The following is a 13284-nucleotide window of genomic DNA, read 5'->3' as shown; positions in this document are numbered from 1 at the left end:
CTTATTAAGAAGAGACGTTTTTTAAAATTTGAAAACAAGCTCTTAATTTACTACTTATGAAGCTTATTAAAGGTAGTATCTTAGTTTTCAATTTCTCAAAACCTACTGAGAAACTGATGTTAAAACGAAATAAATAAGCACGTTGTCCTTTTTTCCCCAAAAAAATCTATCATTGATATTTTGTGTTGATACAAAAACAAATTAATGTGATTGCTCAAAATCCCAATTGAAAATCAGTTTCTTTTGTAATAAATCAAAAAATTCACTCACAGAATAGCAAAAACTTACCTACTTATCTGCTCATGTTATATGATTTAAGCGGCATTTCATGTCGTTTTGAAAATGTAAAATGTGGTTTTTATTGTTCATTATTTTTTATACAATAAAAATCCTCCAACATGATTAGGTCTTGTAGTGAGCAGCTATTGGCTTTAAATAATTTTTAATTTAAATAATAGAAGAAATGAAAATTGCAATAGTAACAGCTTATCCACCAAGCAAATCAACATTGAATGAATACGGTTATCATTTGGTGAAAAAGTTTGTTCAAAAAGATGAAGTGTCTGAATTAGTTTTAATTACCGATAAAACGGATAAACCTAAGCAATTAGATTTTAACAATAGTCATAAAGTTACAGTTGACCAATGTTGGAAATTTAATAGTTGTCTTACTGTTTTTATGATTGTTAAAGCGATTTTAAAATCGAAACCAGATGTTGTTTTGTTTAATTTGCAGTTTTTAAAATTTGGTAATAAAAAAATACCAGCGGCTTTAGGGCTTTTAATACCAATGATTTTAAAAATGTTTGGATATAATACAGTTGTTTTATTGCATAATATAATTGAGCAAGTTAATTTAATAAAAACTGGATTTGCTTCTAGTGAGTTGGAGAAAAAAATAATACGTTTTTTCGGAACAATCTTAACAAAATGTTTATTAAAAGCTGATGTTGTTGTTGTGTCATTGAATAAATATGTTGATGTACTTAATACCAAATACAAAACAAATAATGTAATTTCAATTCCTTATGGAGCATTTGAAGCTTCTCATAAAGTAAATTTTGACCTGCCTTTAGGACCTAAAAAAATATTAGCATTTGGAAAATTTGGAACTTACAAAAAACTTGATGTAGCAATAGAGGCAATTAAATTAATAAGACAAAACAATACAGATTTGGTTGAATTAGTGATAGCTGGAACTGATAGTCCGAATGCTCCTGGTTATATGGAATCAATCAAAGAAAAGTACAGTGATCATGAAGGGATTACTTTTATGGGATATGTAAAAGAGAATGATGTTGAGAAAGTTTTTTCTGATTGTGCTGTTGTTGCATTGCCTTACACTTGTACTACTGGTAGCTCTGGAGTGTTGCATTTAGCAGGAACTTACGGAAAAGCTGTAGCTATGCCCAATATTGCTGATTTTGATCAATTGTCAGATGAAGAAGGTTATAAAGGTGAATTTTTTAATCCTGAATCGTCAAATTCATTAGCAAAAGCTATAAAAGTTCTTTTATTCAATGATGAGTATAGAGTTAGATTAGCAAGGGCTAATTATTATACTGCTCGCAACTTATCTATGGATAAAACGGTTGATATGTATTTAGACAAAATTAAAGAAATTCAAACCAACAAAATAAAAAAATTAGTTGTTAGTAATGTATAAAAAGGCAGGTTTTTCTTTTCCTTTTTTATCAATAAAACCAAATTTTTTCTGTCTCAGTTTCTGCCAAGGCCATTTTCCTGCTACTTGATCGGGAACACTAGGAAAATCATATAAAGTCCACGACATAAATGCTAGATTGTTTTTTTTGAATAGTTCTTGCATTTTTTTGTGGTATTCGGCTTGACCCTTTTCGTTTTTACCAAACCAACTCCACAATCCTCTATACGACGGAACTCCAAATTCCTGAATTACAACAGGTTTTTTTGTGGCTTTTTCTAAAATAGAATTTTCAGCTTCAAAATTTTCAATGGCATTGTAGAAATGATACGAAACAAAATCTACTTTGTCTTCTAAATTCGTTGCTTCATAGGAGTTTGACCAACCTATTGTTATCAAATGATTAGGATCGTTTTCTTTAATTACAGTTGTCATTTGTTGCAACCAATTCAACACATTTTTTTTATCTCGATTTTCAAAATCCAAATTCGGTTCGTTTTTAATATCCCAAGCTAAAATGGCTTTATGATTTCTAAATGCTGACACAATTTTTTCGGCGTGACGGCTTGTTAGTGTCCAACTTTCTAGAGTATAATCGCTATAAAAATCAAACAAAGTGACAATTACTTTCAAGTCTTTTACTTCTGCTAAATCCAATAAAGTTTTAAGTTTTTCTATTTTTTCAGGTTTGATATCGGCTTTACCAAAATCTTCGTATTGAATAAAAATCCTGATGGAATTGAGTTTTGCTTTTTTAATAATATCAAAATCTTTAGCAATAGTATCTTTGTTGAATTTTTCTCCAAAAGTATCCCAAGCCGAATTTTTCGGGTAATAATTGATTCCTTTTATCGTAAAATCGGCATTGTTGTATTTTATCTTTTTACCAACAACTTTAAATTCTGGATTTGCTTTTAAAGTATCTTTTGCAAATGCTTTTGGTTTTATTTTCTGAAAGTGCCTAATGCGCCAAAAACCATCTTCCAACAACATTAAAACTTTATAAGTAGCAGTATCTTGAACTTCGGCAATTAGTTTTTTATCTTTAAAAACCTTTTGAAATTCTATTACATTCTTATCAGTAAAAACTACTTGTTGCCCGTCTTCACTATAAAATTCTAGTTTTGGAAAGTGCTTTATTGTGGTACTTTCTATTGAAATTTTATTCTTTAAATTATAATCTATAGATTGGTATAAATTTATTCTTGTGTTTTTAGAATAGAAGTCTTCAATGCCCGATTTTTTATTATTTTCTAAAGCTTTATTTTTTATATACCAAGAAAACAAGTAATCTTTTTCAACCATTTTCAAAGTGTTGGGTTCCATTTCGCGGCCAACATTTTTTCCTTTTTCCCAAATGACTTTTGGCAAATAAGTATTAACGGTTTCTTTCTCCAAATGCAACATCGAAGCTCTATCGGCACCTGAATTTAGATATTCTAAAATGTTACTCAAACCAAAAAGCAAAAGCACATTTAGTAAAATAAATGAGCTGATAAAGACAATTCGAATCGTATTTTTATTATTTATGAAGCTCATAGTTTAGGGTTTCAGTTTTTTGGGTAATTCCCAAAGTTGTAATTTCAAATCGATAGTTTTTTTCTTTATAAAAATCTTCCGATATTTCAAAAGTTGCCATTCCTTTGGATGTGTCTTCTTGCAATGTTGTTACTAATGAATCTTGATTAAAAATTTTCAAAACCACTTTTATTCCATCTGGAACTAGTTGATTCATAAAGCTTTTAATTGGTCCAACAGTAATAGTTCGGTTTTTATTTGAAAATGAATAATTGAATTTGGATATAATGGGTTTGTAATTAATGGTAATCGAATTACTTTCGGCAATACCAGTTACAAAACCTTTTACTTTATATACTTCTTGATGATCAGGATGCAAAATTTGAGCAGAAGCCATTCCGTTTATTGTTGTTCCAAAAGTTTTCAGAACTAAATTATTTTTTGTTTTTATGATAAATGAAACCATTGTTCCGTCGCTTACAGTATTGCCATATTGATCTTTTATTACTGAAGAAGTAAAATGTGTAATTTGATTTCCATCAGCAAAATCGTGATTTCGGGTATAATTTATGGTGAAATTGGTCGCAATATTTGAATAAATTTCGGTTTCAATTTCTTTAGAATCAATTTTATTACATTCTGAGGATACCAACATTTTTCCAGATTTTGTTGGGGAATAAATGTCATACCAAGCTATAAAATCTTTGGTTTTTAAAGTAAGATTAGTAATGTTTTGTAAAAATTGATATTTCAAAATCACATTAGTATTTTCTTTTTTCGGATTATCAAGACTATCTGTAGGAACGGTAACCATCATAGTAAATTCTTTGCCTCCAGCAAGAATGGTTCTTGGTCCTAAATAATTTTCAATTACTGTTTTAGTTTTATCATTTGGCAGAATCTCAAATGTTCCTGAATTGATGGTTTCATCATTATAAATCAAAAACCAAGAAACAATTCCCGTTTTTTGGTAATAATTTTTCGGGAGTTTAAAAATGTAATTTCCTTTTTCAATTGTGGCATCAAGCAAAGTTTTTCCATAAGAATGCACAATATAAAGTTGTGGTTTTTCTTTTTCAGATTTGGAATAAAATTCTAATTCAATGCTATTTCCAGCAATATAAGTTTCGGATTTGGAAACCAATTCAAATGTTACTTTTTTATCCGAAACCAAAGCAGTTCCAGATGCCAATAGGAGCAAAGCACTTAACAAAATCAATAGGTTTCTTGCTTTTTTCATTATCGAGGATTTCCTATATAATTATTAATTTCGATTTTGATATAATCAAATCCTTTACCTTTTACTTTTTGCAATTGTTCCTCATTTTGAATAGGTTTTCTATTTGGTACTACCGCTTTTGATATTGATTCGTTTGCCAAACCATTTACAAAACAGTTTTCTAATGACGATTTTAACGTTTTGCAATTATTCAAAGTTAACAATTCATAATCAAAATAATTCTTGCGTTGAACCCGAACACCTTCACGCATAAAGAAATGATCTACATAAATTAATTCTTTTTTATCATTGTAGTAGGAAACCAAGATTTCTGGAATTGTACTTTCTTGAATGCCAAAGTTAAACAAAGCACCTTTAATATGATTATTTTCTATAGCAAAATCTGAAAGAGCAACTTGGGTATATAAGTCAGTAATGGCAACGTTTCCAGCGCATTGAATATCAAAGGTTACTGGGTTTTCTATAATTTCTATAGGTGTAAATTCGTTTGGATTAAAAGTTTTTGGTTTCACATCGGTATTTTTCAACCAAGCAATGTCTTCAAAATTCACTTTAAAACTCGTAATTTCTTTAGGCATCAGTTTGTGTTTGATTTCGTATTTAGAATTAAACGATGCTAGTTTTTTGTTGTTTTTGTCATACAAAGTAGCTTTTAAAACCACGTCTGCTGGAACATTATCTACATTTTGAATTTCTCCAATAATGATATATTGATTATTGAAATGAATTAATTTTGCCGATAAAATTTCTAAAACGGGCTGCTTCAAAATATCATCGTGATAGGTTTGTTGTGTAGAAACTGCACGTCTACCGTGCTTGAAATATTCTGTACCATTGTTGGCAATAAATTGATCTGGCGGAATATCCAAATCGATTTTATTTGGTACGATAAACCATTTGCCATTTACTTTAATAACTTCGTGTGTATAGTTTTTTTCAATGATTTCTATAGGTGTAACCCATTTAGTTTTGGCAATAATTTTGGCTGAATTTTTGGTTTGATTGAGCACTTGAATATCAATAGCATCCATTTTTGCATACGAATTTAAAATTCCGTCTTGCACGGCTGTTTCTAACATAAATTGCGATAACGATTTGTTTCCTTTTGGATCTAAATAGGAATGCGCTTTTTCAAATTCTTTAAAATCGATTGCATCATAATAGGCTTTTACTACATTTTTCGGACTTAATTGAGATGAATTATTAAGATAAAATTGGTAAGTAAAGTAAAAAATGATAAACAATAATATCCCTGTCCAAAGGTGTAAAAGGCTTACCAATATTCTTGGAAATTTTTTATATTCAACAGTAAATTTAAAAAAATCAGGCTGGGTAATTGGTTTTAGTTTTAAGGCTTGATAGAATATCATTTGGATATTTAATACAAAAGCTATAACAACAGTCAATAAAGGAATAATTCCCCACATCAATTTTTGGTACAATGGCACATCCTCAATCGGAAGAATTTTTGATAATGGCGGAACGTTTAGTTTTTCCCAAACCATAATGCCGTTTTCTAACTGAGTTAATCGATGCCAACCACAGAAATACAATATTGGATCGTAGAATTTATCGTTAGAAAAAACATATTTTAAATTGTATTTTTCAGGGACTGTTAAAAATTGTTGTAATGAACCAATACCTTCTAAACCTCTAAATTTTGAATTTTCCAAACGCTCAACAGCACGAGAAGTCAATTCTGGCAATCGTCGAGCCGAATGATAATTTCCGTCAACAGTTAAAGCTTTGGTTTGATACGATAATGTTGCCATCTGATCGCCAAATCCTAAAGGCAAATAGCGCCATTGATCGTGTTGGTCTTGGTTTAAGAAATTGACAATAGGTAATGTGTTTATTTTTTGAGGTTGAAACGGACGAAAATAGCCCAATGTTATGGTGAAAACAGCCATAAACAAAAATGAACCCGCAAATAATCCCGAAATAATTTTATAATACACCGAACCAAATCGTTCTTGAAGATTAGTTCGTAAATCGCCTTCAACCAATCGATAAGTGAATTCACCAAACATTGGCAAACTCATAATTGCAGCCCAAAGGGTAAATCGGTCTAGAGTTAAAATGTTAAATGCATTGTCGCCTAATATTTTTAATGGAATTGGAGTGGTTCCACCAGTGCCTAAAATAGATAATAATGTAATCGATAATCCAAAAAAGATATAGCGTTTGCTGTAATATCTGTAAAAAATATAAGGCAATAAGAATAATAAAATTCCCCAAGGAATAATGAAAAACATTAATCCTGAAGAAGTAACTTCAAGAAAATTATCACGACTTCCATGCGGAATAGGAACTTGAGTAATTGGGTTTTTCTTTGAGTTTATCCAATACGGAAGTATACAAAACACAATTAAAAATACTGCAGTAAACCCAAAAGCTATCATTCTTTTTAATAATGAAAACGTGGTTTGGATAAATAATTTTAGATTTACTTCTTTGTATGAATTTACTTTTTCGCGAGCAACATCCATAACAGTCATTCCTATTAATGGTAAAATGAAGAAAATCATCCCGAATAAAGGCGTAACGTGATGAGAACAAACAGTAACCGCTATTAAAGAAATAGAAGTAAAATAGTATTTTTTATTACCCGTTTTTATCCAAAGATAAATTTCTGGCAATGCGTGCATCAATACTGATATACCAACAATGCTAGGTAATTGCCCGAAAATATGTAATGTTTCTACAAATGAAGATGAAAAGACAGCTAATAATGAGGCATATCCAGCTACATTTCGATTACCAGTTAACATTACAGAAAACCTAAAAACACCAGTAATAAAAAGAATAATACCAATAATGGCAACTGTGAACATCCCAAATTTTAATCCGCCAATATAGGACAATACACCAATACATTGATGCACCAACGGTGGATAACCCATAACTGTAAACCCAGTATACCAACTATAATTCCAAGGTTCAAACCAACTATGAGCATAATGATTACCAAAAAATAAATGAATTAAAGCATCATATGTATTTTCTAAAGTAAAGAAAATAGCACTAGAGTGGAAAACAATTCCAATTAGTAATGCCGCTAATAAATATTTATTTGATTTTTCTTTCACAAACAATCTTTTGTTTATTGATGATGTAAATATAATAATAAACATTTTACAACCTAAATTTAAAGTATCTATATATAAATGCCTTTTATCTACATAAAAACTATCATTGGTCTAAAATTCATGAAATGATTTTTATCTCAATATAGATTTGCAAAAGTTTTCAATGAAATTATTATATTTTAAATTGTATCCTATGAAAATATTAACTGTAGATGATCAAGAATTAGTATTATTATCTTTAGAAAAATGTCTTACCGACCTTGGTTATGAAGTAATCACTTCAAGTACAATTGAAGATGCTATAAAGATGTACGACTTAACCTTGCCAGATTTAGTAATTGTTGATATAAATATGCCATTAAATGCTAGTTGTTCTTTAGAAGACAATCATAAATTTTCAAATAACTTTTCGGGCTTAGATATAATACATCATATAAAAGTAATAAAGCAACAAAATATTCCAGTAATGATATTGTCAGGTAACATTGAGGAACAAATAATTAAAAAAGGATTTGAATTAGGCGCTGTAGATTATTTAAAAAAACCAATAAGTTTAGGAGAAATAGGGGCTAGGGTTAAAAAAGTATTAGGTTTCGACTCTATTTGTGAGTTGGATAACAGAAATGCTTATATTCAGAATTCAGTTGTTGGAGTTGTAATTTCGTGTTGTAACGATGAGAAAAATTTGTTGATTGATACATATGAAAATTTTATCAAGTACAACTTAGGTTACCACTTTTGCTTTGTATGTGATGAAGGCAAAGATACTACTTTGCAAGTGTTAAACAATTTGCGTAAGGGAAATGAAAGTAGAATTAGTATCTACAATTGTGAGACAACTGTAGGTAAAGCGGAGGCTGTTCGACTAGGAATGTTGCATTTGGCAAAAGAACAACAATTTGACTATCTAGGTTTTCTTGACATTGACTTAACAACCAATCTAGAAGATATTAAAACACTTGTTGCAGCAATTAAAAATTCGAATTATAAAATTGTTACAGGTTCCAGAATTCGGCGAGTGGAAGCCAAAATGAAAAAATTGAACATGGATAAAAATGATAATCAATGCGGTATCAAAATAATGACCAAAGAAATTGTTGAAAAAACATTTCAGAAAGAATTTCTAGCCAAAAGTTTATTAAATGTAGAAATATTTATTAGAATGAAAAAGGAATATGGCATGGAAAAAACAAAAATGTATATTTTAGAGAAACCATAAAACAGATGAATTAATTCAAAAGAAGCTAACTTTTCTGTTAAAAATATTTTGAGAATAGTAAGACAAATTAGACAAAAAAAGGTTTTTCGTCGTTTATTTTGGTGTTTTTATGCTTTTTTTTCAAAATAGATGGATTTATTATTCATCTCTTTTTTTCTTAAAATTATTTTTTTTATATTTGAAAAATAAGAATTAACCTGCTTGTAATATGGAATACAATTATCCTTATAATTGATTTATTATTTAACCCCAAAATATCTAATGAATCTTAAAAGTACTTACTCGAAAATTGGACCCGAACAGTTTTTTATGATTACTATATTATTTGTTAATATAGGTAATTATCTCTACAATTTATTATTAGGAAGAATATTAGGGCCATCGCAATTTGCAGATGCAGCAATATTAATTACGCTGCTTTTAGTTTTGTCTTTTATTGGAATGACTTTTCAAGTAGTTACAGCAAAATATGCCGTATTGTTTGATGGGAGCTTACTTCAACAATTCTTAAGATTTATTTTAAAAAATGCACTCGTTATAGGATTGTTTTTTGGAATTCTAACTATTCTGCTGCATAATCAATTACAACAAATATTTCATACCAAAACTTCTACTATGTTTATAGTTTTTGGATTAGGACTACCTATGTATTTTGTTATGAGTATCAATAGAGGGTTGTATCAAGGCAAAAATAATTTAAAAGATTTATCAAAAACCTATTGTTTTGAAATGCTTTGCAGGCTAATTTTAACTATTGCAATCATTTTAATTATTCCAACAATTGAATCGTCGTTAGTTATTGCTTTTGGTATTTTAATTTCGTTTGTATTCGGGTTGCTACCGTTTCAAAAATCAATTCTTGTTAAAGAAATTAAAAGTGATACTGATTCTTTAGAAGTTAAACCAATAATAGCTTTTTTTGCTCTAACTGCTTTTTATGAGCTTACTCAAATAATAATCAACAACAGTGATATTTTACTTGTTAAGCATTATTTTAATAACGAACAAGCAGGTTTGTACGCGTCTTTAGCTCTAATAGGAAGGGTAGTTTATTTTGTTGCCTGGATGTTTGTGATGCTATTACTGCCTAAAGTTATTCAGTTAAAAAAAGACGGTGTAGATACATTGCCAATATTATTTAAATATGTTTTATATGTAGTTTTATTATCCACTGTAATCGTTTTGGGAGCTTTTCTTTTTCCAGAATTGGTGGTCACAATAATGTTTGGTGAAAAATATTTACCTATAGCATTTTTATTGTGGAAATATGCTTTAGCAACCTCAATTTTTGCCATAGCGAATATTTTTGCCTATTATTTTTTGTCCATCAACAAGTATATTCCGGTTGTGATTTCTGCTGTTTTAGGACTCACTCAAATTGTCTTGATTATATTATTTCATAATTCATTAGAGCAGGTTGTTGTAATGCAAATAGTTGCTATGCTTATTTTATTAGTATTTCAACTGAGTTATTTCGTCATTACCAATAATAAAAAAACGGCCATTTAATTAATTTATTTTATTCAAAAATGAAAGTAGCAGTTGTAACAGCATTTCCGCCTAGTAAAGTAACCTTAAACGAGTACGGTTACCATTTAGTAAAAAACTTTGTTCAGAACAAAGAAGTTACCGAATTGATTTTGATGTCAGACAGAACCAACGAACCAAAGCAGTTGGATTTTGATCAAAAAGAAAAGATTAAAGTTAAAGATTGTTGGTCTTTTAATAGTTACACCACTTTTTTCTCTGTAATTAAAGCCGCCAGACAAGAAAAACCCGATGTGATTTTATTCAATTTACAATTTGTGAAATTTGGAGATAAAAAAATACCTTCTGCATTAGGATTGTTATTGCCAATGTTTTTAAGATTATTTGGTTTTAAAACGGTTGTTCTGTTGCATAATATTTTAGAGCAAGTCGATTTAGAAAAAGCAGGTTTTACAGAAAGTAAAATTATGCAAACCATCTATAATTTTATAGGTACAAACATTACGAGATGCCTTTTGAAAGCCAATAGAGTAGCTGTAACCATACATAAATATGTTGATATTTTAAATGCTAAATATAAAACAAAAAATGTAATTTTAATTCCACACGGAACTTTTGAAACAGTAAAAGAACCCAATTTTGAACTTAAATCTGGACCAAAACAAATAATGGCATTTGGAAAATTTGGAACTTATAAAAAAGTAGAAATCCTAATTGAAGCTGTTGAAATAGTTAGAAAAACAAATCCTGATCAACTCGAAATTGTAATTGCAGGAACTGATAGCCCAAACACACCAGGCTATTTAGATGGAGTAAAAGAAAAATATAAAGACGTTAAAGGGATTGTTTTTACAGGATATGTAGAAGAAAACGATGTGGAAAGAATTTTTACTGATAGTACCATTGTGGTTTTTCCATATACATCAACCACAGGAAGTTCTGGTGTTTTACATCAGGCTGGAAGCTACGGGAAAGCGGTAATTATGCCCGATTTGGGAGATTTAGCACTTTTAGTAAAAGATGAAGGCTATAAAGGTGAATTTTTTAATCCCGAAAATGCTCAATCGTTAGCAACCGCTATAAACAAAATTTTATTAAATGATGATTATCGCAAAGAAATAGCCAAAGCAAATTTTGAAGCAGCAAGCGCACTTTCGATGGATAAAATTGTAACAATGTATATGAACAGTTTTCATGAAATACTATAAAAACACACAACTATGAAAATATTAATAATTGATGACCAACAATTAGTTTTGTTGTCTTTAGAAAAATCATTAACCGATTTAGGATATGAAGTAATCAGTGCTGACAATGTTGTTGATGCTATTGAAAAATATGATGCAATTCAACCAAATTTGGTTATTGTCGATATCAATATGTCTGGAGAAAATGAAGGGGACGAATTTCCGTCAGGTTTAGAAGTAGTTAAGCACATTAAACAAACTCGAAGAGACAAAACACCAGTTATGGTATTGTCTGGTAATACCGATGAAGAAATCATTATTAAAGGATTTGATTTAGGTATTGATGATTATATGAAAAAACCGTTAAGCTTAAGTGAAATTGGAGCTAGAGTAAAACGTTTAATAGGTGTGAATTCGGAAAGTACATTAGCAGACAATAATGATTTTGATGCTAAAACAAGATTTATTCAAAATAAATGTATTGGCGTTGTAATTCCGTGTTATAATGAAGAAAAACGACTTTTGAGCGATGAGTTTAGAGAATTTGCTCATAAAAATTTAGGATATCATTTGTGTTTTGTAAATGATGGTAGTAAAGATAAAACGCTTGAAGTATTGCAAGAACTAGTAAAAGGTTATGAAGATCATATTAGTGTATACGATTGCGAAAAAAATGGTGGAAAAGCTGAAGCAGTTAGGTTAGGAATGTTACACCTTGCAAAGCAAAGCCAGTTTGATTATATAGGGTTTTTAGATGCCGATTTATCAACAGATTTTGAAGATTTCAACGATTTAGCTTCGACAATTTCTAACTCAAAGTACAAAATGGTTTTTGGCTCTAGAATTACTAGAATGGGTGCCGATATTGAAAAAGAATCGGCTCGCGCTATTATTAGTAAAACTATAAATTTTATTATTCGTAAAACATTGGGAATGGAAATAAAAGATACTCAGTGCGGCGCTAAAATAATGACTAAAGATGTTATCGAAAATACGTTTAAAAACAAATTCATTACAAAATGGTTGTTCGACGTAGAAATATTTATGCGAATGAAAAAAGTATATGGCGCAAAAGAAACCAAAGATTTAATTTTAGAGCAACCTTTAAAAAGATGGATTCATGCAGATGGTTCTAAATTGTCCATGAAAGACTCAATAAAAATTGTTGGACAAATTGGACATATAGCTATACATTACAGAAATTAGTTTTAAAAACAAAAGGTGCTTTTTTCTTCTTAATTTTTCTTAGTAATTATGAAAAATAGTATTTTAGGTATTATTTTTGTAGGTACATAGAAAACAAAATCAAAGAAATAAACAGATGATTGATAATCTGAAAAAAATACTAAACGAAGATCAAGATCCAAAAGCGATTGAGAAAATCACAGCTAAATTGAATAATCTTTTAATGTCAAACGAAGAAGTGGGCTATATTGCAGTTCAAAAAAAGCCAGCAGTAACCATTTTTCCTGATAGTATTGTAGTTACAAACAAAAGAATTATTTTATGTAAGCCTAAAAATTTAGGTTTATCAATGGAATTCATAGACTATGATTGGGATGATGTTGCAGGAAGTTTTGTAAAAGAAGGAATTCTTGGTGCAGATTTTACTTTCAACACCAAATCAGATTTGACACACACGGTTGATTATTTACCAAAAAATCAAGCCAGAAAATTATATACTTACGCAAAAGAGCAGTTAGATTTATTAAAAAATCCCGCTTCAACAGCTACAGCAAGTTCAGTTGTAGAAGAAATTGCGCCAGTTTATGATGAAGTGATTGAAGAAGTAGAAGAGGTTGCAACTGAAGAAGTGACCAATTTTGCCGAAATTATTCCTGTAGAACAATCTGGTTATAGAGATGAAAAACAATTTCCTG

At 29.7% G+C, this 13284-nt stretch carries 9 protein-coding genes; 6 read left to right on the top strand and 3 right to left on the bottom strand.

Features of this window, described 5'->3' with window-relative positions; genetic code table 11:
* Positions 1-463 precede the first annotated feature (463 nt).
* Positions 464-1666 (top strand): glycosyltransferase, encoded by a 1203-nt coding sequence (locus O9267_RS00580; RefSeq protein ID WP_298175201.1) that lies wholly within the window; start codon positions 464-466, stop codon positions 1664-1666.
* On the opposite strand, the gene O9267_RS00575 is transcribed toward O9267_RS00580, so the two are convergent.
* The 3 genes from O9267_RS00575 to O9267_RS00565 are packed head-to-tail and all read right to left on the bottom strand — an operon-like array spanning position 1646 to position 7510.
* Entirely contained in the window at positions 1646-3202 is a 1557-nt protein-coding gene (locus tag O9267_RS00575; protein WP_298175200.1) for a glycoside hydrolase family 2 TIM barrel-domain containing protein, read from the bottom strand. The two genes, O9267_RS00580 and O9267_RS00575, sit on opposite strands and share 21 nt — an antisense overlap.
* Positions 3186-4421, bottom strand: a complete 1236-nt coding sequence (locus O9267_RS00570) for a hypothetical protein (protein WP_298175199.1) — start codon at positions 4419-4421, stop codon at positions 3186-3188. The genes O9267_RS00575 and O9267_RS00570 overlap by 17 nt, the downstream gene beginning before the upstream one ends.
* Positions 4421-7510 (bottom strand): hypothetical protein, encoded by a 3090-nt coding sequence (locus tag O9267_RS00565; RefSeq protein ID WP_298175198.1) that lies wholly within the window; start codon positions 7508-7510, stop codon positions 4421-4423. Before O9267_RS00565 ends, O9267_RS00570 begins: the two co-directional genes overlap by 1 nt.
* A 193-nt stretch (positions 7511-7703) precedes the next feature.
* Between O9267_RS00565 and O9267_RS00560 the strand changes: the two genes are divergently transcribed.
* The 5 genes from O9267_RS00560 to O9267_RS00540 all read left to right on the top strand — a co-directional run.
* Positions 7704-8729 (top strand): response regulator, encoded by a 1026-nt coding sequence (locus O9267_RS00560; protein ID WP_298175197.1) that lies wholly within the window; start codon positions 7704-7706, stop codon positions 8727-8729.
* 309 nt (positions 8730-9038) lie between these two features.
* Positions 9039-10238: an oligosaccharide flippase family protein gene (locus O9267_RS00555; protein WP_298175196.1), complete on the top strand. Its 1200-nt coding sequence runs from the start codon at positions 9039-9041 to the stop codon at positions 10236-10238.
* A gap of 20 nt (positions 10239-10258) precedes the next feature.
* A complete protein-coding gene (locus O9267_RS00550; RefSeq protein WP_298175195.1) occupies positions 10259-11425 on the top strand; it encodes a glycosyltransferase in 1167 nt (388 codons plus the stop codon).
* Between the two features lie 12 nt (positions 11426-11437).
* Positions 11438-12610: a glycosyltransferase gene (locus tag O9267_RS00545; RefSeq protein WP_298175194.1), complete on the top strand. Its 1173-nt coding sequence runs from the start codon at positions 11438-11440 to the stop codon at positions 12608-12610.
* Positions 12611-12725: 115 nt separating this feature from the next.
* The coding region (locus O9267_RS00540) for a PH domain-containing protein (RefSeq protein WP_298175193.1) at positions 12726-13284 on the top strand (559 nt) is incomplete at its 3' end.

The sequence above is a fragment of the Flavobacterium sp. genome (assembly GCF_027531705.1).
Classification (GTDB): domain Bacteria; phylum Bacteroidota; class Bacteroidia; order Flavobacteriales; family Flavobacteriaceae; genus Flavobacterium.
Note: the sequence above shows the minus strand (reverse complement) of the source record. Positions and strands in the feature narration are given on the sequence as shown.

What these genes read in the sequence shown, in the direction of transcription:
- O9267_RS00545 (WP_298175194.1), top strand. Translation starts at nt 11,438, where the DNA reads ATGAAAATATTAATAATTGATGACCAACAATTAGTTTTGTTGTCTTTA.
- O9267_RS00575 (WP_298175200.1), bottom strand. Translation starts at nt 3,202, where the DNA reads ATGAGCTTCATAAATAATAAAAATACGATTCGAATTGTCTTTATCAGC.
- O9267_RS00550 (WP_298175195.1), top strand. Translation starts at nt 10,259, where the DNA reads ATGAAAGTAGCAGTTGTAACAGCATTTCCGCCTAGTAAAGTAACCTTA.
- O9267_RS00570 (WP_298175199.1), bottom strand. Translation starts at nt 4,421, where the DNA reads ATGAAAAAAGCAAGAAACCTATTGATTTTGTTAAGTGCTTTGCTCCTA.
- O9267_RS00560 (WP_298175197.1), top strand. Translation starts at nt 7,704, where the DNA reads ATGAAAATATTAACTGTAGATGATCAAGAATTAGTATTATTATCTTTA.
- O9267_RS00555 (WP_298175196.1), top strand. Translation starts at nt 9,039, where the DNA reads ATGATTACTATATTATTTGTTAATATAGGTAATTATCTCTACAATTTA.
- O9267_RS00580 (WP_298175201.1), top strand. Translation starts at nt 464, where the DNA reads ATGAAAATTGCAATAGTAACAGCTTATCCACCAAGCAAATCAACATTG.